Source organism: Listeria monocytogenes ATCC 19117 (genome assembly GCF_000307025.1).
Taxonomy (GTDB): domain Bacteria; phylum Bacillota; class Bacilli; order Lactobacillales; family Listeriaceae; genus Listeria; species Listeria monocytogenes_B.
The window spans coordinates 1,505,826-1,524,473 of sequence record NC_018584.1; the positions used below are offsets into that span (position 1 = coordinate 1,505,826).

At 36.4% G+C, this 18,648-nt stretch carries 24 protein-coding genes; 3 read left to right on the forward strand and 21 right to left on the reverse strand.

The genetic code is table 11. From position 1 onward, the window contains the following. Positions 1 to 100 precede the first annotated feature (100 nt). Positions 101 to 355, forward strand: a complete 255-nt coding sequence (gene rpsT / locus LMOATCC19117_RS07480; protein ID WP_003726526.1) for a 30S ribosomal protein S20 — start codon at positions 101 to 103, stop codon at positions 353 to 355. An 85-nt stretch (positions 356 to 440) separates the two neighbouring features. Here rpsT and holA read toward each other — a convergent pair whose 3' ends face one another. From holA to LMOATCC19117_RS07540, 12 genes are all read right to left on the reverse strand, one after another. Continuing rightward, on the reverse strand, positions 441 to 1,472 hold the full coding sequence (gene holA, locus LMOATCC19117_RS07485) for a DNA polymerase III subunit delta (protein WP_003734323.1): 1,032 nt from the start codon (positions 1,470 to 1,472) through the stop codon (positions 441 to 443). A 67-nt stretch (positions 1,473 to 1,539) separates the two neighbouring features. Then, complete coding sequence (locus LMOATCC19117_RS07490; protein ID WP_072219519.1) at positions 1,540 to 3,762, reverse strand: DNA internalization-related competence protein ComEC/Rec2; 2,223 nt, start codon at positions 3,760 to 3,762, stop codon at positions 1,540 to 1,542. 34 nt (positions 3,763 to 3,796) lie between these two features. Next, positions 3,797 to 4,357 (reverse strand): ComE operon protein 2, encoded by a 561-nt coding sequence (locus LMOATCC19117_RS07495; RefSeq protein WP_003727424.1) that lies wholly within the window; start codon positions 4,355 to 4,357, stop codon positions 3,797 to 3,799. Between the two features lie 71 nt (positions 4,358 to 4,428). Further along, positions 4,429 to 5,028: a helix-hairpin-helix domain-containing protein gene (locus tag LMOATCC19117_RS07500; RefSeq protein WP_014929064.1), complete on the reverse strand. Its 600-nt coding sequence runs from the start codon at positions 5,026 to 5,028 to the stop codon at positions 4,429 to 4,431. A 102-nt stretch (positions 5,029 to 5,130) separates the two neighbouring features. Next, the gene (locus tag LMOATCC19117_RS07505) at positions 5,131 to 5,862 is read right to left on the reverse strand and encodes a class I SAM-dependent DNA methyltransferase (RefSeq protein WP_003726531.1); all 732 of its coding nucleotides are present in this window, start codon (positions 5,860 to 5,862) and stop codon (positions 5,131 to 5,133) included. A gap of 55 nt (positions 5,863 to 5,917) precedes the next feature. After that, on the reverse strand, positions 5,918 to 6,274 hold the full coding sequence (gene rsfS, locus LMOATCC19117_RS07510) for a ribosome silencing factor (RefSeq protein ID WP_003727422.1): 357 nt from the start codon (positions 6,272 to 6,274) through the stop codon (positions 5,918 to 5,920). 4 nt (positions 6,275 to 6,278) lie between these two features. Continuing rightward, positions 6,279 to 6,854 (reverse strand): bis(5'-nucleosyl)-tetraphosphatase (symmetrical) YqeK, encoded by a 576-nt coding sequence (gene yqeK, locus LMOATCC19117_RS07515; protein ID WP_003726533.1) that lies wholly within the window; start codon positions 6,852 to 6,854, stop codon positions 6,279 to 6,281. Then, on the reverse strand, positions 6,841 to 7,407 hold the full coding sequence (locus tag LMOATCC19117_RS07520; RefSeq protein WP_003734325.1) for a nicotinate-nucleotide adenylyltransferase: 567 nt from the start codon (positions 7,405 to 7,407) through the stop codon (positions 6,841 to 6,843). Before LMOATCC19117_RS07520 ends, yqeK begins: the two co-directional genes overlap by 14 nt. Before the next feature lie 17 nt (positions 7,408 to 7,424). After that, positions 7,425 to 7,715 (reverse strand): ribosome assembly RNA-binding protein YhbY, encoded by a 291-nt coding sequence (gene yhbY, locus LMOATCC19117_RS07525; protein ID WP_003721997.1) that lies wholly within the window; start codon positions 7,713 to 7,715, stop codon positions 7,425 to 7,427. Beyond that, on the reverse strand, positions 7,715 to 8,536 hold the full coding sequence (gene aroE / locus LMOATCC19117_RS07530) for a shikimate dehydrogenase (protein ID WP_003725965.1): 822 nt from the start codon (positions 8,534 to 8,536) through the stop codon (positions 7,715 to 7,717). The genes yhbY and aroE overlap by 1 nt, the downstream gene beginning before the upstream one ends. Before the next feature lie 19 nt (positions 8,537 to 8,555). Further along, the gene (yqeH, locus tag LMOATCC19117_RS07535) at positions 8,556 to 9,656 is read right to left on the reverse strand and encodes a ribosome biogenesis GTPase YqeH (RefSeq protein WP_003730140.1); all 1,101 of its coding nucleotides are present in this window, start codon (positions 9,654 to 9,656) and stop codon (positions 8,556 to 8,558) included. Further along, the gene (locus tag LMOATCC19117_RS07540; protein ID WP_003722000.1) at positions 9,653 to 10,174 is read right to left on the reverse strand and encodes a YqeG family HAD IIIA-type phosphatase; all 522 of its coding nucleotides are present in this window, start codon (positions 10,172 to 10,174) and stop codon (positions 9,653 to 9,655) included. Before LMOATCC19117_RS07540 ends, yqeH begins: the two co-directional genes overlap by 4 nt. Before the next feature lie 161 nt (positions 10,175 to 10,335). On the opposite strand from LMOATCC19117_RS07540, the gene LMOATCC19117_RS07545 reads away from it, so the two are divergent. Next, positions 10,336 to 12,144, forward strand: a complete 1,809-nt coding sequence (locus LMOATCC19117_RS07545) for a M3 family oligoendopeptidase (protein ID WP_003731170.1) — start codon at positions 10,336 to 10,338, stop codon at positions 12,142 to 12,144. 35 nt (positions 12,145 to 12,179) lie between these two features. On the opposite strand, the gene LMOATCC19117_RS07550 is transcribed toward LMOATCC19117_RS07545, so the two are convergent. The 6 genes from LMOATCC19117_RS07550 to mltG all read right to left on the reverse strand — a co-directional run bounded on the left by LMOATCC19117_RS07550 (position 12,180) and on the right by mltG (position 16,706). Continuing rightward, positions 12,180 to 12,881 carry a 5'-methylthioadenosine/adenosylhomocysteine nucleosidase gene (locus LMOATCC19117_RS07550; protein ID WP_003725969.1) on the reverse strand — a complete coding sequence of 234 codons (702 nt, stop codon included), beginning with the start codon at positions 12,879 to 12,881 and terminating at the stop codon, positions 12,180 to 12,182. 49 nt (positions 12,882 to 12,930) lie between these two features. Further along, complete coding sequence (locus tag LMOATCC19117_RS07555) at positions 12,931 to 13,554, reverse strand: YrrS family protein (RefSeq protein WP_003734326.1); 624 nt, start codon at positions 13,552 to 13,554, stop codon at positions 12,931 to 12,933. 50 nt (positions 13,555 to 13,604) lie between these two features. Continuing rightward, entirely contained in the window at positions 13,605 to 14,087 is a 483-nt protein-coding gene (gene greA, locus LMOATCC19117_RS07560) for a transcription elongation factor GreA (protein WP_003722004.1), read from the reverse strand. Between the two features lie 193 nt (positions 14,088 to 14,280). After that, positions 14,281 to 14,910, reverse strand: a complete 630-nt coding sequence (gene udk / locus LMOATCC19117_RS07565; protein WP_003725973.1) for a uridine kinase — start codon at positions 14,908 to 14,910, stop codon at positions 14,281 to 14,283. After that, positions 14,907 to 15,560 (reverse strand): O-methyltransferase, encoded by a 654-nt coding sequence (locus LMOATCC19117_RS07570; protein ID WP_003725974.1) that lies wholly within the window; start codon positions 15,558 to 15,560, stop codon positions 14,907 to 14,909. The genes udk and LMOATCC19117_RS07570 overlap by 4 nt, the downstream gene beginning before the upstream one ends. A 75-nt stretch (positions 15,561 to 15,635) precedes the next feature. Next, positions 15,636 to 16,706: an endolytic transglycosylase MltG gene (gene mltG / locus LMOATCC19117_RS07575; protein ID WP_003725975.1), complete on the reverse strand. Its 1,071-nt coding sequence runs from the start codon at positions 16,704 to 16,706 to the stop codon at positions 15,636 to 15,638. Between the two features lie 202 nt (positions 16,707 to 16,908). On the opposite strand from mltG, the gene LMOATCC19117_RS07580 reads away from it, so the two are divergent. Continuing rightward, positions 16,909 to 17,535 (forward strand): DedA family protein, encoded by a 627-nt coding sequence (locus tag LMOATCC19117_RS07580; RefSeq protein WP_003727417.1) that lies wholly within the window; start codon positions 16,909 to 16,911, stop codon positions 17,533 to 17,535. 45 nt (positions 17,536 to 17,580) lie between these two features. On the opposite strand, the gene LMOATCC19117_RS07585 is transcribed toward LMOATCC19117_RS07580, so the two are convergent. The 3 genes from LMOATCC19117_RS07585 to reoM are packed head-to-tail and all read right to left on the reverse strand — an operon-like array spanning position 17,581 to position 18,584. Beyond that, the gene (locus LMOATCC19117_RS07585) at positions 17,581 to 17,883 is read right to left on the reverse strand and encodes a DUF1292 domain-containing protein (RefSeq protein WP_003722010.1); all 303 of its coding nucleotides are present in this window, start codon (positions 17,881 to 17,883) and stop codon (positions 17,581 to 17,583) included. A gap of 15 nt (positions 17,884 to 17,898) precedes the next feature. Further along, positions 17,899 to 18,315: a Holliday junction resolvase RuvX gene (ruvX, locus tag LMOATCC19117_RS07590; protein ID WP_003725977.1), complete on the reverse strand. Its 417-nt coding sequence runs from the start codon at positions 18,313 to 18,315 to the stop codon at positions 17,899 to 17,901. Continuing rightward, positions 18,312 to 18,584, reverse strand: a complete 273-nt coding sequence (gene reoM, locus LMOATCC19117_RS07595; RefSeq protein ID WP_003719797.1) for an IreB family regulatory phosphoprotein ReoM — start codon at positions 18,582 to 18,584, stop codon at positions 18,312 to 18,314. The genes ruvX and reoM overlap by 4 nt, the downstream gene beginning before the upstream one ends. Positions 18,585 to 18,648 lie beyond the last annotated feature (64 nt).

Sequence of the window (18,648 nt, forward strand, 5' to 3'; positions counted from 1 at the left end):
GCTGTGATTTCGGTATAATAGCATTTGTTCTGATATAATTTAAAAAGGTATGTTATATGAAATAAATACTACCTCATTAGTTTGGACGGAGGTGAATGGAATGCCAAATATTAAATCTGCAATTAAACGTGTAAAAACTGCTGAAACTCGCAACAGCCGTAATGCATCTCAACGTTCTGCAATGCGTACTGCTATCAAAAAATTTGACGAAGCAGCTGCAAACAACGCGGACAACGCGAAAGATCTTTACGTAGAAGCATCGAAAAAATTAGATAGCGCTGTGAGCAAAGGATTGATTCACAAAAACAATGCTGCTCGCAACAAATCTCGCTTAGCTGCTAAATTAGCTAAATAATACCGAGTTCGGTATAAAACATCACACCTTGTGTGGTGTTTTTTGTTTGCAAAAATAGCTTTGTCTTAAATGACAAAGCTATTTTTTATACTCTCTTTTGCCGATTATCTTGTAATTCGAATAAGAACCATTCGAGTTTCTGTTCTTTATCACCAAAGCCAGTTTTCATTTCCAAGTCGATTTCAGCTAATCGTTTTAAAGCTTGATTTAATTGTAATTCCGTGAAATTCTTCGCTTGTTTTGATGCTAACTTAACGCGGAATGGATGCACTTTTAGTTTAGTCGCAGCTTGTTGTTGCGAATAACCTTGTTGTTCTAATAGCTTTAATTGGTTTAACAACCTGAATTGACTAGAAATTAATGCCAGTATCTTGATAGGCTCTTCTTTTTGTTTTAATAAGTCGTAATAAATCCGAAGTGCCCCGCTGATATCCATAGCAATCATCTTATCAAGTAACAAAAAGATATTTTGTTCAAGTGAACGTACAACTAAAGATTCTACATCCTGAATGGTAATTTCTTTTGAATCAAAACAATAGAGCATTAATTTTTGCAGTTCATTCATGGCAGTTGTTAGCTGACCACTAGTTAATTCCACCAGTCGAGTAATAGCCTCTTGTGACATTTGCATGTTGTTCTCGCTTAATTTTGCTTCAATCCATTTTTTCAACTCATTCTCATTAGGTCGTTTTGCCTCTATAACAGTAGCTGTTTTCTTGAGTAACTTAGTAAGCTTTTTACGCTCATCTAACTTTTCTACGCGCGCTACAAAGCATAATACGGAATAATCCACTGGTTCATTGAGATAAGCCTCTAATTTTGCAGTATCATGCTCCACTTTGTTTTTACTTTTTTCAGTTGTTAAAAAAAGCGGATTATTGGCCATTACTAAACGTTTATCACCGAAAAAAGGCATGCTTTCTGCTTCTTGAATGACCACTTCTATTGGCATTTCTTCTAAATCTAAATTAGCGTAGTTAAATTCTACTTCTTCGCCTTTCAAAATGTTATCTATTAAAAGTTGCTTCGTTTCGTTAATAATATAATCTTCCGTACCAATGATTAAATACACCGGCATTATTTTTTTGGAGCGTATCTGTTTCCATTCTGGCAGCATTCATTTCGCCTCGCTTCACTCTTATTTCTCTTTCTATGGTAAAACATGAAATAAGAGATAGCAAGTTTTATTTCAAAGTCGCTTCAAAGCCTTTTCCAAATGTATAAGTTATTTCCCCTTGTACATCTGTTCGTAAAATTGTTACTCCTGCTGTTTCTAGTGTATTAATAGTTTCTGCGTGTGGATGACCAAAGCGATTGTTTAACCCGCATGAAATAACTGCAAAAGTCGGCTTCACTTTTTGAATAAATTCTTTGGAACTGGAGGTCTTGCTACCATGATGCCCTACTTTCAAAATATCTGCTTTGATAGGTTGTTCTGATATGCCCTTTTCTCCGTTCGCCTCTAAATCACCAGTAAAAAGCCATATTTTACCATCTAATACTGCCTTTAATACAATAGAGTCATCATTTCCTCCTTCTCCTGCTTTATCGGGATATAAGCATTCGAAACTGTTTTCGCCAATTTGCCACTTGGCCCCGGCTAAAATAATTGTCTGTTTCACTTTTGGCATCGCAGCGAGAGCTTCTTTCATGATAGGTTTATTTTCTGCTCCTTTAGCAAAAATAAGCTCTTTAATAGTAATGTTTTTCTGTAAATCATCAAGTCCTTCCATGTGGTCAGCATCGCTATGTGTAATAATTACTTTATCTAAGCTATTAATTCCTTTTGATTTTAACACTGGGCTAAGTGTACTTCCGCCTATTGTAAATGGTTTTCTTTTCTTAGCCCATGCTTCTTTTTCAAATGGAAGTTGGCCTCCAGTATCTATTAAATAATTCCCTTGATTGTATGGTAGTTGAATTAAAATGCTATCCCCTTGCCCCACATCGATAAAACTAACTTTTCCACTAAAATTAAAACTAGCTAAATAACATAATAAACAAAAACAAATGAATATCCCTAAAGGAAACTTTTTCTTTTGCCACTGGCTGAAGACGATGATGATAGTTATAATGGTTAGCACTAATATAACGGTGTTTGGCCTCCCTGTTACAATAGTCTGATGCGGAATCTTGGCGAAAATGTAGGTTAATTTTTCTACCAATTGTATAAAGAATGTAAGCATTGCTTCAGGAAAATGAAATATTTCTGTTGAAAAAAAAGACAGCACAAACACAGTTAGACAACCTGGCAAAATAATCATCGTAAAAATGGGCACATAAATTAAATTAAAGAATATCCCTACCCATGAAAATGAGTAAAAATGATACATCATGACAGCTGAAGACATGATGGTTGAAATGAAGGAAATAGCAAGTGACTTAGTAAATGCGTTCTGCTGTCTGGTTAGTATTTGTCTTGACGATAAAATAATTCCAAACGATACTGCATAAGATAGTTGAAAACCTACTTCTCTAATGATATACGGTTGCAAGAGGAAAAACAGAATAAAGGACAAACAAATGGCAGAAAACGAACTCCATTTAGTAGTATATTTTTCTGACAATAAAAGTAATGCTGTCATTGTAGCAGCTCGTATGACTGGCGGATTTGCTCCTGTAAGGATAACGTAAAATGGTAAGAAAACAAGTAGACAAGTGATGGCTCTATCCCTTGTAATACCGAATTTTAGTAGGAGAAAATATATTGCCCCTATTAATAAATTCACGTGAAGTCCAGAGATAGCTAGCAAATGGACAACACCCATTTGTTGATAAACTTCATACATTTCGGGGGAAAAGCCGTTTTTCTCTCCACTAATTAATGCGAGACAATAAGGAGAAATGGTTGGAGATATTTTTTCGGTTAAATGGGTAATTATTTTCAAACGTATATTTTGAAGTTTCATTAGGAAAGATGGTGAGAATTGACTGGAAATAGCAAGATTACTTGCTCGAAGTATATAGTGTACATTTTGGTTCTTTAAATAAGTTTGGTAATTGAATTGATTTTGATTGCGGTTGACGGAAGGTGTTTCTATATTTGCAGAAACAGAAATAAACTGTCCGTAATGGAGCTTTTTTAGTTTTTGTTGTTCCTCTTCCGTTGTAATTTTATAACTCAATTGAAATTTTTCTTTTTCGCAGCGTACAAAAGTTTGAAAACTATCTCCATCGATTTTTAAATTATCTATAATTTGACAGTTCCCATTATATTCAGTTGCTGTAAAAGAGGAAGTATTGAATTTTTCTATTACAAACAAAAAACTATAGGTTAGAAAATAAATGAGGACAAAAAGAAGAATAATTTTGGATTTTTTAATAAAAGCAATTAAACCTAGCAAACAAATACATATGGGAACGATAGAGCTTGTAAAATTCGCACAAACAATAGCTAAAACAATAATAGCTAAATATCGCTCGATAACGTCCCCTCCCTATTTAGTTCAATTTCTCTGAGATGTTTTGATAAAGTTGCTCTGCTTTTTCTGGTTCGATATTTACTTCCACTGCAGCTTCTTTTACTAAAGTATGCATTTTTTCTCCATTCCAATTGTTTACTTGAAGAACAGATTCATCAAATTCTACTTTTTGTAATTCGACGCCAGCAATGTTAAATAATTCTAAAGCGTACGGATGGTTTTTGTAGTCTTTAGCGAAATACACTTTCTTTATACCTGCTTGAATAATAGATTTCGTACAAGCAAGACAAGGGAAATGCGTTACATATAATTCAGCTTTATCTGTCGTTGCACCAAATTTAGCACATTGTAAAATCGCGTTCATCTCTGCATGTATTGTTCGAATGCAGTGACCGTCTACAACATAACAGCCGTGTTCTGCACAATGATCGCCACCAGCGATGGACCCATTATATCCGCCCGCAATAATACGTTTATCTCGAACTATTGTCGCACCGACCATTAGTCGTGTACACGTGCTCCTAGATGATATTAGATGACTTTGCGCCATAAAAAACTGATCCCATGCGATTCTCTGCACATTAAAAACTCCCTTATGATTTGATAAATATTAGTATAGGTGTTTAGAAGGAAGTTCGTCAACCACTTTTATTAATTAACATCCAAATATTCTTTTAATTTCTCTACTGTTTTTTCGCCGATGCCTGAAACATTTTTTAAATCTTCTATTGTTTGGAATAAGCCTTCTTTTTCTCGGTACTCTATTATCGCTGTTGCCTTCGATTCTCCAATCCCTGGGACTTGTTGTAAATCGTCCTTCGTTGCACTGTTAAGGTTAATTTTCGCAGAACCGGTACTTGCTTCTTCTGTGTTAGCTCCTTGTGTTGCGGGACCTTCTTCTCCCTTTTTATAAACGTAGATACTCATCTCGTCTTTTAGTTTTTCAGCTAAATTCAATTTACTGCAATCGGCTTCAGCTGTGAGCCCTCCTGCAATTTTCACCACATCTTGAACTCTAGCGTCCATTGGCAGTTTATAGACACCAGGGGTCCTTACTGCTCCTTTAATGTCAATATAAACTTCATTTGATAATTTTGTTTCTTCTTTCGGTTTTTCTTCTTTCGTTACTGCTTGATTGGCAGTTACAGCATCAGATTTACTATCTGGTATCCAAATATAAACTAAACCAGCACAAAGAATAGCAATCCCTATTAAGATATAATTTTTGTGTTTTTTTACTAAGTCCATCATCCATATCACCGTCCTTAATATACTATTCGCCATGCTAGGACAAATTCCTTTTTGATAGTTTAAGGTGAAAATCGCACAAAAAAAGAAAGTAATAATGAAAAATTACTTTCTTGCTGCGAAAAAGATTCTTTCGCTCGTATTATTGGGTTTTTCATGACTAAAATCGGCATAAATATCAATTTTCGTAAAACCATATTTTTTTAATATATTTTCATAAGTAGCGATTGGATAGGTGCGTTCTTTATGCAGTTCGTCCACGCGATTATACGTGTCATCTTCATCTAAAATATAGAAGGTAAGTTCATGTTCGACAGAATGCGGATGTTCGCCAGGAAATGAATTCCAAATCGTCGAAATCTCTTCATCGCTATCTCCGTATGAATAATCTTTAAACCCTTGATCTACTTTAAAGACGGAATGTACGTCAAATAAAAATAAGCCATTTGGTTCTAAATGCACTGATACAGCTTGAATAGTAGCCTCAAGAGCTTGTTCTGTTTCCAAATAATTAAGTGAATCACAGAAGCATGTAACTACATCAAACGTTTGCTTTAATGCTAACTTGGACATATCTTGTTCTATAATCGGCAAATTGATTTCAGCCGCTGCCACTTTTTCTTTAGCAACTGCCACCATTTCTTTTGATAAATCCACACCAGTAACTTGATGACCAGAAAAACTTAAACGTAGCGCAAATTCAGCTGTTCCACAAGCCAAATCAAGTATTTTTTTAGGAGTATCTCCAATGAAATGAGCCGTGAATTCTAGCCATTCATCATAAAGTTCGGAATCCATTAATCTATCATAGAAACCCGGAAAATATTCGTAACTCATAGTAATTTCTCCTTAAAAAAACAGACGAGAATTCCCTCGCCTGTTCTGTTTTTTATTAAGAAATAAACGCAGCAGAAACGTCCACGAGTGGCGCATCTCCCCAAAGTTTTTCTAAGTTATAGTAAGAACGTTCTTCTTTATGGAACACATGGATAATAACATCACCTAAGTCGATTAAAATCCACTTTGCCGCATCAAAACCTTCTAAACGCTTCACATCTACTTGGTTTTCTAACGCTTTTTCTTTAATTTCACGAGCGATTGCTTGCACTTGTTTGTCTGAATTACCGTGACAGATAACAAAGTAATCCGCAAAGCTTGATAACCCCTTCATGTCTAGTGCTAAAATATCCTCTGCTCTTTTATCGTCTGCTGCCTTAGCAGTCAGCATTAATGTATCATAACTGTTCAAATTATTAATAGTCTCCTTCCAAATTTAAATTAACGAAATAATTGTAGGCATCCAGTGTATCTGGAAAAACCAATTGTTGCTTTTTGACTAAGTGCGTAATCGTATTCGATAAAGCGAATAACATTGCTTCGTTAAGCGATTTAAGTGCTAATCTGCGTGCTTTATATACGCCGGGAAATGTTCTTCCTTGTTCTGTATAGTCAGCTAAGTAGATAAGTTTATCGAAATCAGACATCGTCGCGCTTCCTGTCGTATGCAGACGAATCGCTTCTAGTATTTCTGTATCAGTAATACCAAATTCTTTTTCTGCCAGATAGGCGCCAACAGGAGCGTGCCACAGCGAACGATGAAAAGAAAGTAAACGCGGATCATAACCCTCGTCCTCGATAATTTTTCTCGCTTTATCATCGTCATAGTACTTAGCATAATCATGTAGCAAAGCGGTTATTCGTGCTTTTTCTACATCCATATGATAATGTTCTGCAAGTTCTACAGCTGCTTTTTCTACGCCTAAAGTGTGTTTAAATCGAGCATTAGGCATAGCTGCTTCTACTTTTTTTAGCATTTCATTTCTTTCCATAAAGTTGATGCTCCTTTATATATGACCATACTTTTTCTGGTAAAAAGGTGCTCGCGTTCTCAATATTATTTCTAATTTCCGTAGAAGAAATCGTCGTTTCTGGCATATTGATTTTAACGATATCATACGGAACCTCCGTCTGATAACTGGGGCGATTAACCCCAACGAATGTCACCATTTTTACTAAGTCATCTATATGATACCACTTTGGCAAATATTCTACCATGTCCCCGCCGATAATGAAATAAAAATCTGTATCCGGCTGTTCGCTTATCATATCACGCATTGTGTCATACGTATAGGACTTTCCCGCGCGCATGAGTTCACGTGTATCAATTTCAAAGGAATCTATACCTTCTATCATTAATTGAAGCATTTCTACACGCTCATCATTTGAAGCCATACCACTGATATGTTTATGAGGCGGAATTTTATTAGGTAAAAAAAGAATTTTCTCAAGTCCTAGTTGCTTCTTAGCCTCTTCTGCCATGCGGAGGTGCGCTAAATGCGGCGGATCAAAAGTCCCACCTAAGATGCCGACTTTATGTTTCATCGTAGGTTCCTCCCGATTTATGGCAACTTAATTTGTTGCTTGTTTACAGAAGTTTTGTACAGAATAATCGTTCTGCCAATGACTTGAACGATTTCCGCGCCTGAACGAGCACTAATTTTTTCTGCAACGGTTTGTTTATCTTCTTCGCAATTTTGTAGAATCGAGATTTTAATTAATTCTCTCGCTTCTAGTGCTTCTTTTACGTGGATAATTAAGTTTGGTGATACGCTTCCTTTTCCTACTTGGAAAATGGGTTGGATATTATGCGCTTCTTTTCTTAAAAAACGTTTTTGTGTAGCTGTTAACATTAGTTTCCTCCTAATTGTTCGAGTACTGCTTCTTTCATCAGTGATCGCTCTGGTTTTATCCCAGTCCATATTTCAAAGGCAAGTGCCCCTTGATTAACAAACATCGGTAAGCCATTTTGGGTAATAGCTCCATTTTTCTTTGCTTCTTTCAAAAAGGCTGTTTCGGCTGGATTATAAATAATATCAGAACAAATCGTTCCTTTTTTTACATTAGCCAGCGAAATTGGGCTTTTGTTTTTGGAAGCTTCTAAACCGATAGATGTTGTTTGAATGATAACCGTAAAATCAGCCAGTTGTTTTTCTGCTTCTTCTAGTGTGACGGCGTGATGATTTTCATTATCTTTCGTCATTTCTATCGCTTTTTCCGTTGTACGATTAGTAACGGTTATTTTAGCATCCGTGTGAGTGGAAAGCGCTAGGTAAATTGCCTTGCTTGCGCCACCCGCACCGGTAATTAAAATAGAATCATCTTCTGTAATTGAGCGGATTTCTTCTAATCCTTCTAAGTAGCCTTTGCCATCTGTATTAAATCCGTACCATTTGTCCTCTTTTTTTAGCACAGTATTCACTGCGCCAGAAGCTGCTGCAAGATCCTCTAATTCATCTAAAAATGGTAAAATACGCTCTTTAAATGGTGTTGTAATATTAAATCCACGCACTCCAGAATCCATTAATTTTTTGATTTCTGTTTCAAAAGCGTCTTCTTCTATTAAAACAGAGTTATACTCCGCATTCATTCCAAGTTCTTGGAAAATCCGATTTTGCATAGCTGGTGATAACGAGTGACGAATAGGATTTCCGATAACAACATATTTTTCCAAATGATAGGCCTCCTTCGTTTTAAACGAGTGATGTCCGGATAGTTGCGCTCACGCCTTCAGGAACCCACGCAGTAACTTTCGCGCCGCCTTCTGGAATTGTCACCCAGCCGAGTCCGGAAAAGACAATATCCGCTTTTTCTTTTATTGTAAAAGAATACGGAACTAGCTTAGGAAGTGTCTCCATCCCTTCTTCTGTAGGCGGTTGAAGCACTATTCCTGCTTGTTTTTCGTATAACGCATCCGCTTTTTCTAATTTTGTCCGGTGAATTGGTAGATTATTAGATACATAGACTACTAATGATTTGCGACCACCTGAAACATAATCTAAGCGAGCAAGCGCCCCTAAAAATAGGGTTTGTTCTTCGTTTAATTGGAAGACAGCTGGTTTTACTTCTTTTTTAGGTGTAATAGCTTTTAACGTTGTTGTATCAATGAAATGTGCCATTTGGTGATGGTTAATAATTCCTGGTGTGTCAACAAGTACATTGCCATCTGCTAATGGGATTTCGATTTTATCAAGCGTTGTTCCTGGGAATTGAGAGGTTGTAATGACATTGTTTTCCCCGGATGCTTGTTTAATAATACGATTGATTAGCGTTGATTTACCAACGTTTGTACAACCGACAACATAGACATCTTGTCCATTTCGCAATTCTTCAATTTTCTCTAAAAGAGTATCAAAACCGTGGCCTTTCTCAGCGCTAACTAATACGACATCTGTCGCCGCCAAGCCTTGCTCTTTGGCACGAGTTCTCATCCAACGTGTCAACTTATCACGTTTTAATGATTTTGGTAATACATCTTCTTTGTTCCCGACAAGTAATACCGGATTACTTCCTGCAAAACGAGGAAGTCCAGGTAACCAACTACCATCGAAATCAAAAATATCTACTACATAAACAATTAAAGCTTGTTTCGAACTAATTTGATTTAAAATACGTAAAAAATCATCGTCTGTTAGGGCAACATCTTGAATTTCATTGTAATGTTTTAGACGAAAACATCTTTTACAAATAACTTGCTCATTGTTCAGGGATGATTTTGGAGCATAGCCGATTTTATCAGGGTCTTCTGTTTGAATAACCGCGCCACAACCAATACATCTAATTTCTTCTGTCAAAGTGATTCCTCCCACTTAATTTGGTTTTTCTTTGCTAATCGTTTTAAAATAACGCTTTCCATCATTCGATTTAATTTTGTCGCCATACCATCTGTTTGTTTTACAGGGCGAACAAAAATAGTTGTTAATTTTTGACGGTTTCCACCGAATATATCTGTCATAATTTGATCGCCAATCATCACAGTTTCTTCTGGTGTTGCATCCATTTCTTTTAATGCCCAGCGGAAATTAGCGCCTAAGGGTTTTTTTGCCCGGGCTAAATAAGGAACATCGATTGCTTTTGCCACACGAGCAACTCGTTCTTCGTTATTGTTAGAAAAAATCATTACTTTGATTCCTTCTTCTTTCAATATAGTAAACCAGTTGATAACTTCATCCGTTGCGTCTAGTTGATCCCATGCAAGCAGCGTATTATCAAGATCAGTCAAAATAGTAGTCTTTCCCATTTTGCGAAGTTGTGCTGCTGTAATTCCAAATGGAGTATTCAACATTTTATCTGGTGAGAATTGCTTTAACACGTATTGGCACCTCATTCTTTTATTTAGTACAGTCTATTCTATAATACATTCAATTAGACTAATAATCTATAAATTTTACCATCTTTCTGCTTATTTTACAAAAAAACCTTAGAAAAATGCTATAATATGAAAGGAAACGTTATTTTTAAGGAGGTAAACAAATGTCAAAAGATTATGCATTAACATGGGATTTAGAAAATATATATGCTGGCGGCAGCGGCTCTGAAGAATTACAACAAACGCTTCAAGAGGTAAAAGCTGATTTAGACAGCTTTGTTGTAAATGTTTCGGAGTGGGATGTTCCTGAAAATGTGGAAGCCTCTGCTGAATTTTTACTTCTCGTTAATCAAAATGCAGATATATCTAAAATTTTACTCACAGCTGGATCATTTTTAGAATGTCTTGCTTCCGCTGATATCAATGACTCGCGTGCAAATGAGCTTTCGGCGTTAATTTATCAATACGTTGCAACTCTAGCTACGGCCGAAGATGAATGGCATGACAAATTTGCACAAGTTTCTGACCGTGTTTGGGACGAATTAATGGAACAAAATGGTTTATCGCAAATTAGCTTTATTTTAAGTGAAGCGCGTACGAACCGCCGTAAAAAAGGGAGTAAAGAACAAGAAGCAGCTATTAATTCTTTAGCTGTCGATGGTTATCGCGGCTGGTCTGATCATTATGATACCATTGTCGGTAAACTCCGCATGCATGTTACCATTAACGGAGAAGAAAAAGATATTTCTGCTGGCCAAGCGCTAAACTTATTAAATCACCCTGATCGCGCGGTTCGCCAAGCAGTTTTTAAAGAATATACACGTGTATGGCAAAGTGAAGCTCGTTTATTTAGCGATACGTTAAATCATTTATCAGGATTCCGTTTAGCTACATATGAAATTCGTAAATGGGATAATATTCTAGATGAACCTCTTGCAATTAATCGTTTAGATGAGCAAACGTTAAAATCTATGTGGAATGTCATCCAAACGAACAAGCCTACTTTTGTTCGATTCTTAGATAGAAAAGCGAAATTACTTGGCCTTGAAAAATTAAGTTTTTATGATGTAGAAGCTCCTCTTGTCTTTTCAAGCGAACCTAAGAAATATTCGTATCAAGAAGGCGCTGAATTTATTATTGAGCAATTTAACAAATTCAGCCCGAAAATGGCAAACTTTGCGCAATCAGCGTTTGAAAAAGGTTGGATTGAAGCGGAAGACCGTGATAATAAACGTCCTGGTGGTTTTTGTACCGACTTCCCTGTCGAAAAAGAAAGTCGCATTTTCATGACATATGATGGCGCTCCAGGAACAGTCGCTACTCTTGCTCACGAACTTGGGCACGCATTCCATTCACACGTGATTCGCGATGAACCCTTTGAAAATACTGATTATGCGATGAACGTGGCAGAAACCGCTTCAACTTTTGCAGAAATGATTATTGCAGATGCTTCTGTGAAAGATGCAAAAACAAAAGAAGAAAAAATCACGTTGTTGGAAGATAAAATCGGTCGTAGTATCGCCTTCTTTATGAATATTCATGCTCGCTTTATTTTTGAATGTAACTTCTATGAAGCACGTAAACAAGGTGTCGTTTCGGTTGATCGACTTAACGCTCTAATGGAAGAAGCGCAACGAGAAGCATACTTGGACGCCTTGGATGAATATCATCCACAATTCTGGGCTTCTAAACTACATTTCTACATTGCTGATGTACCGTTTTATAACTTCCCGTACACTTTCGGTTATTTGTTCTCGCTTGGCATTTACCATAAAGCTCAAGCAGAAGGTGCTAGTTACGAAGATAAATACATTGCACTACTACAAGACACTGGTTCGATGACAACAGAACAGCTAGCAGAAAAACATCTGGGCGTTGACTTACGTAAAGCTGACTTCTGGGAAGAAGCTGTTGCTCTTGCTGCCAAAGATGTAGAAGATTTCCTTACTTTAACAGAAGAATATATCAAATAAAAAAATGCCTGGAGCTTAAAAACTCCAGGCATTTTTTAAATTGTTTTTAGTAATTCGATGATACATGTTGCGGATTGTTTCGCTGCTAAGTGAATGAATTCATCAAATGAAATAGTCGCTTCTTGATTCGCTAAATCTGAAATAGCGCGAATAATTAAGAAAGGAATATCAAATTGATAAGCAACTTGTGCGATTGCCGCAGCTTCCATCTCAACTGCTTTTACATCTGGGAAAAAAGTGCGAATTGTTTCGTGCTGATCTGGACGCATAATAAATGAATCATTCGTAACAACAAGTCCATAGACTGCTTTGTTTTCGCTTGCAGCAAAATATTCACGGTAAATGGTTTCCGCTTTTTTAAGAAGTACAGCGTCTCCTTGATAAAAAGCTGGCATTCTTGGGACTTGACCGTAAGTATAACCAAATTCCGTTACATCTACGTCGCCATAAGCTAATCGGTCAGAAATAATAACATCACCAACGGCTAATCCTTCCGCCATACCACCAGCAGAACCAGTGTTAATAATTACTTCTGGTTTAAACCGGTCCGCCATAAGTGTTGTTCCAAGTGCGGCATTTACTTTACCAATACCTGACTCCAAAAGCACTACTTCTTTGCCAGCAATTTCGCCAACGTAAAATTTAGCTCCGCCAATAACAATTTCTTCTACGCTTGGCATGCTATTTTTTAAAAGTTCTACTTCTTCTTCCATTGCTCCAATAATACCAATTGTCATTATGTAACCTCCAAAAAAGCACAGTCGTTAACAGCTAACTTCTGTGCTTTTATCTTTTGTCATTTGTTTTAAGCTCTTCCACTTTGGTTGGTTGCCATCCTTCACCGTCAACCCAGGTAATATAAACACGATATGCTTTGTCTGGGTTTTCTTTAGTAGAGAGTGTACCAATTGCTTGTGTCGCAGGATCAGCTCCTTGCTCTACAAACCAAAGCGACGTATTTGAGATTGGGATATCAGTTGCTGCAGAAAAAGCTTTACGTTTTTCTTGCCAATCTATACTTGTGGAACTGTACGAATTCACATGATCACCAGTTTGTTCGGTACCAATAGGTTTCCAATCTTTGGTAATAACTTTCGCTACATTGGGATCATCGCTTTCGGTTGTTTCAGTTGTTTTATCATCTGAAGAATCTTTTTTCTTTTCGGATGATTTAGCGGCATCTTCTTTTTTTGCAGTGGAAGATGCCGTTTTGTTATCTTGTTGCGTAGGATCACTCTCTGTTTTAAACAGCACAAAATACAAACTACCAATGATAAGTAAGCTTACCACGATAATTAAAACGTTTAAAACTAAATTAGTCTTTTTTCGTTTTGTATTTTGCTGGGAGCGAGATCCTTCCACCAAGTTTTGTTTAATTCGACGGTTATTTGATTGTCGTTTGTCTGCCATTTGCATTCACCACCTTATAAGTAACCGCTGTATAAAAACATCCGATAATATTAAGATGCAGTGATTTTTTCGATTTTAACGCTCATGTCACCAGCTGGTGTTTGGATAGTTACTTCTTCCCCTTCTTTATGACCAAGTAAACCTTTGGCAATTGGAGAATCATTGGAAATTTTACCTTCAAACGGGTCTGCTTCAGCGCTACCTACGATTGTGTAAGTTTCTTCTTCACCGTCTGGTAGTTCAATGAAAGTAACTGTATTTCCAAGTGTTACTAAACCATTATGTGCTTCAGCAGCATCAATGATTTGTGCGTTACGAATCATATTTTCAATAGTAGTGATACGACCTTCAACAAAAGCTTGTTCGTCTTTTGCGGAATCATACTCGGAGTTCTCTGATAAGTCACCAAAACTACGGGCAATTTTGATCCGTTCTACTACTTCTTTACGTTTTACCGTCTTTAATTCTTGTAATTCATTTTCTAATTTTGCTTTCCCATCTAGGGTCATTGGAAATACTTTTTCTGTCGCCAATCGATTTCGCTCCTTTTTGTTTGTTCATTATTGTATAGAAAAGCACGGAGATATCGCTCCGCACCTTCATCAAAAATATTACTACTCGTCAGAAAGATTAACACGCCACGCTAGAAATAGCAAGCAATTGCCACTCTTTTTACTAGAAAAATTTTACCTTAAATTTCTCTATTTGACAAGTGATACCTGTTGTTTATACATGTTTTTGCAAAATGGATTCAATTTTTGTTGTCATTAAGTCGATTGCAACGTGATTCTCTCCGCCTTCTGGAATAATAATATCGGCAAATTTTTTCGTTGGTTCTATAAATTCATTGTGCATTGGTTTAACAACAGAAAGATATTGCTCGATAACAGAATCCATTGTCCGACCACGTTCTTTCATATCGCGTAAAAGTCTGCGAATAAAACGAATATCATCATCGGTATCCACATATACTTTAATATCCATCAAATCCCTAAGGCGTTTATCTTCTAAAATTAAAATTCCTTCTAAAATAATAACCTCTCTAGGTTCTTGGATTTCTACTTCTTTTTTTCGCGTATATTTGGCATAATCATAAATTGGCTTTTCTATGGTTTCATAGCGACGCAGTGCGGCAATATGTGAAATGAGTAAGTCCGTATCAAAAGCTAGTGGATGATCATAATTTACTTTTAATCTATCTTCAAAACTAATATTGGCTTGATCGTGATAATAGACATCTTGAGCAATCATCAAAATCGAGTGTCCGCTAAAATGATCACAAATGGCTTTCGTTACACTAGTTTTACCAGAACCTGAACCGCCAGTTACGCCGACTACGATTGGTTTTTTTGTCATGATACGCCTCCAGTTTTCTTTCTTTTAGAAATAGATAGGCCGTCCCCTAGTGGAATGGTCGTTGTTTCAAAATCAGGATGCGTCACTAAAAAATCGTTAAAATGGCGCATTTTCCTAGCAACACGTAATTTGCGTTGTTTTTCTGGTGTCATATCTAGCGCTAACCCTTTAAAAAGAACATTATCACTATAAATAACGCCATTTTCAGCTAAAGAATCGGTATAAATATGGAAAAATTTCTCATATTGCGCTTTGGCTGCATCAATAAATATTGCGTCAAATGGACCGTGAGCCAAAATTTCTTCAGCTCCTTCAATAGCATCTGTTAATAAAACTTTCACTCTGTCATTAGCCCCGTAGCGCTGAATATTATGTATTGCTTGCTCATATCGTTCTTCGTCGCGCTCAACCGTGATAATCTCTGCATCAGGAAGTTTATCTGCCATTTTTAAAGCGGAGTACCCAATGGCCGTCCCAAGCTCCAATATGCGCTTTGGTTTTTGGATATCTAAAATCTGTAATAAGCAGTACAAAGAATCTGGTTCCATAATCGGTACTTCATTTTCCTTCGCATACGCCTCTAATTCTTCAAAAAAAGGACTGCTCTTAGGAATGTTTTTTAATAAATAATCATGAATAATATCATTCACTGCTAGGATCCCCTATCTTAACAAACAAAGCACCTGCCAAAAACATGCTAAACATGCTTCTGACAAGTGGTTGTTTTAATTATTTTTCGTAATATGCTCTTCTTTTAGTTTATTGTGCTCTTCTAAAGTTTTAGAGAAGTATACTTTACCAGTTTTTGTATTTGCTAAGAAGTATAGGTAATCACTTTTTTCTGGATAAAGTGCTGCTTCCATCGAAGAGTCTCCACTATTTGAAATTGGACCTGGTGGTAGTCCATTGTTTTTGTATGTGTTGTATGGTGAATCGACTTCTAAATCTTTGTAAGTCGTTTTACTTTTGTGTTCACCAAGCGCATAAAGAACAGTTGGGTCTGTCTGCAATCGCATATCTTTTGCTAAACGATTATAAAATACGCTGGCAATCATTTTGCGATCTACGTTTTCAGTTGCTTCTTTTTCGATAATGGAAGACATCGTTAAGAATTTGTGTACAGACATTTTTTGTTTCGTTAGTTCATCGCGGTACTTAGCAATGTTCACATCCGTTGCCTTGACCATCTCTGTAATAATTTGTTCTGCAGATACATCCGTTCCTTTGAAGGTGTAAGTAGCTGGATATAAATAACCTTCTAATGGATGTTTAATAGATTTGTTTAATACGTCGTTTGTTACTGTATCTGGATATGCTTTAATCATGGAGGCAACAAATTCAGGATCGTCCATTGTTTTAAGTACATCTGCTTTTTTTAGTTTTGGTTGATAAGCAACAATTCTATCAGCAATTTGGTCTAACGTGTAACCTTCTGGAATGACCAGTTTGGCAGGTGCTACTGTTTTTCCTTCTTGCATTTTTTTGACGATTTGATCTGTGTTCATCGACGGACTGAATTCATAGTTCCCTGCTTTTAAATTCGTATCATTATTATATTTTACATAAAACGAGAAAATAGAAGCATTATTAATTACTTTTTTATCTTCTAGAATAGTAGAAATGTCTGAAATACTAGAGCCTGCTGGGATTTCTACGGTGATTTTCTCTTTACTTGCTTCATCTTTTGGTTCTAGTTGCGATTTTACATAATAATAACCTGAAAAAGTTGCAATCACTAAAATTAAAATAATAACAGAAATTATAATTGTAATTTTCTTACCTTTTGTATTCTTCATTTTAGACCTCATTTCATTGAAAACAATTCTAATCTATTATACCGATTATCTAAAAAAAATGCTATTCAATAAGGAAAATTTTCTTAAAAAGTGACGTTTTTATGTTTTTTCGGTATAATAAATAGCGTGATTTAACGAACAAGACAGAATCAGTCAAAGACTTGCTTCTGCCAATTAATTAAATATTGAAGGAGTCTTTTGGATGTTACATACATTAATACAAAGTTTGCAAGATTTCACGATGTGGTTAGTAGACTCGCTTGGGCACTGGGGTATTTTCCTCGGAATGCTGATTGAAAGTGTTTGTATACCGCTACCAAGTGAAGTTATTATGCTATTCGGTGGATTTATGGCGGAAGCCGGGAAACTTAACTTCTGGCTCGTTGTATTTGCTGGTATTGCTGGTAACTTAGTCGGTTCACTGATTGCTTACTACATCGGTAAATTCGGTGGTAGAGCTTTAGTATTGAAATTCGGAAAGTATATATTCTTAAATGTGAAGCACTTGGATAAAGCGGAATTATGGTTTGGTCGTTACGGAGCAAGAGCTGTATTTTTCGGCCGAGTTTTGCCAGTCATCCGAACATTTATCTCTTTACCGGCAGGAATTGCCAAAATGAATGTCTGGAAATTTGTTATATATACGATTTTAGGCTGCATTCCGTGGAATATTTTTCTGACATGGCTTGGTTATTCATTAGGTTCCAATTGGAGCGTTGTGGAAAAATATACGCGACCAATTAGCTATTTAATGTTAGCTTTGGTTATTGCCATCGTTGTCTACCTTGCTTACAAAGTATGGAATAAACGCGCTAGAAATGCAAAATAAAAAGCATGTCTTGACAGTTTTTGTCAAGACATGCTTTTTTAATTTTTATTCTTCGTCTTCGTCAGCTAAGAATGTTGCAAGGATTTCTTCAATCATATCCCATTCTTCATCTGTTTCAACTGGTTTAAGTTGACCTTGTTTGCCTTCTTCATCTTGGATATAGCTAGATGCAAGGATTTCGATTTCTTCGTCTTCCCCTTTGCCAGCCGGGAAATATAAAACATAAGATTTGTCAAAGTCTTCGGAATCAAAATCAAAAAGAATTTCGTAAGCTTCTTCTTTTCCTTCTTCGTTTGTGATCCAAATAATATTTTCTTCTTCATGATTATGGTTATGTTCTTCTGCCATTAAATTCACCTCAAATTAATTAGTAGTGTCCAGATAGGACTGTAAAATCATTACTGCAGCTAACTTATCAATCACTTCTTTTCGTTTTTTACGCGAAACGTCTGCTTCAATCAAAGTTCTTTCAGCGGCAGAAGTGGTCAAACGTTCATCCCAAAGTACAACAGGGAGTCCAATTCTTGACTCAAGTACTTCAGCATATATTTTGGAACTTTCAGCACGAGGTCCAATAGTGTTATTCATATTCTTAGGTAGTCCAACTACGACTTTTTCCACTTCGTATTCAAGCACGAGCTCTTTTACGCGGTCATAGCCGAATTGCTTTCTATTCTCGTCAATCTGAATGGTTTCCACACCTTGTGCGGTCCAACCAAGTGGATCACTTATCGCTACGCCGACTGTTTTCGAGCCGACATCTAAACCCATTATTCTCATTTCTCACCAATTTCGTTATTTTTCAGATACGCTTTGACAAGTTCCTCGATAATTTCATCTCGTTCTAAACGACGTATCATACTTCTAGCATCCTTGTGACGAGGAATATAAGCTGGATCGCCTGAAAGTAAATAGCCAACGATTTGATTTACGGGATTATAGCCTTTTTCTTCAAGAGCAACGTAGACTTGTTTCATTAATTTTTTTACATCTTCTTCAATTGAATCATCGCCGAAGTTGTAAAACATTGTTTGATCTTTTGAATCCATAATCGAAGCACCTCATTCCTTCATGTATCTCCTTTCATTTTACACTATGTGAACGGAAATAACA

Coding starts and splice junctions, on each gene's coding strand:
- rpsT (WP_003726526.1), top strand. CDS start 101: ATGCCAAATATTAAATCTGCAATTAAACGTGTAAAAACTGCTGAAACT.
- holA (WP_003734323.1), bottom strand. CDS start 1,472: ATGCTGCCAGAATGGAAACAGATACGCTCCAAAAAAATAATGCCGGTG.
- LMOATCC19117_RS07500 (WP_014929064.1), bottom strand. CDS start 5,028: ATGATGGACTTAGTAAAAAAACACAAAAATTATATCTTAATAGGGATT.
- LMOATCC19117_RS07505 (WP_003726531.1), bottom strand. CDS start 5,862: ATGAGTTACGAATATTTTCCGGGTTTCTATGATAGATTAATGGATTCC.
- yqeK (WP_003726533.1), bottom strand. CDS start 6,854: ATGGAAAGAAATGAAATGCTAAAAAAAGTAGAAGCAGCTATGCCTAAT.
- LMOATCC19117_RS07520 (WP_003734325.1), bottom strand. CDS start 7,407: ATGAAACATAAAGTCGGCATCTTAGGTGGGACTTTTGATCCGCCGCAT.
- yhbY (WP_003721997.1), bottom strand. CDS start 7,715: ATGTTAACAGCTACACAAAAACGTTTTTTAAGAAAAGAAGCGCATAAT.
- LMOATCC19117_RS07545 (WP_003731170.1), top strand. CDS start 10,336: ATGTCAAAAGATTATGCATTAACATGGGATTTAGAAAATATATATGCT.
- LMOATCC19117_RS07550 (WP_003725969.1), bottom strand. CDS start 12,881: ATGACAATTGGTATTATTGGAGCAATGGAAGAAGAAGTAGAACTTTTA.
- LMOATCC19117_RS07555 (WP_003734326.1), bottom strand. CDS start 13,554: ATGGCAGACAAACGACAATCAAATAACCGTCGAATTAAACAAAACTTG.
- udk (WP_003725973.1), bottom strand. CDS start 14,910: ATGACAAAAAAACCAATCGTAGTCGGCGTAACTGGCGGTTCAGGTTCT.
- mltG (WP_003725975.1), bottom strand. CDS start 16,706: ATGAAGAATACAAAAGGTAAGAAAATTACAATTATAATTTCTGTTATT.
- LMOATCC19117_RS07580 (WP_003727417.1), top strand. CDS start 16,909: ATGTTACATACATTAATACAAAGTTTGCAAGATTTCACGATGTGGTTA.
- LMOATCC19117_RS07585 (WP_003722010.1), bottom strand. CDS start 17,883: ATGGCAGAAGAACATAACCATAATCATGAAGAAGAAAATATTATTTGG.
- ruvX (WP_003725977.1), bottom strand. CDS start 18,315: ATGAGAATAATGGGTTTAGATGTCGGCTCGAAAACAGTCGGCGTAGCG.
- reoM (WP_003719797.1), bottom strand. CDS start 18,584: ATGGATTCAAAAGATCAAACAATGTTTTACAACTTCGGCGATGATTCA.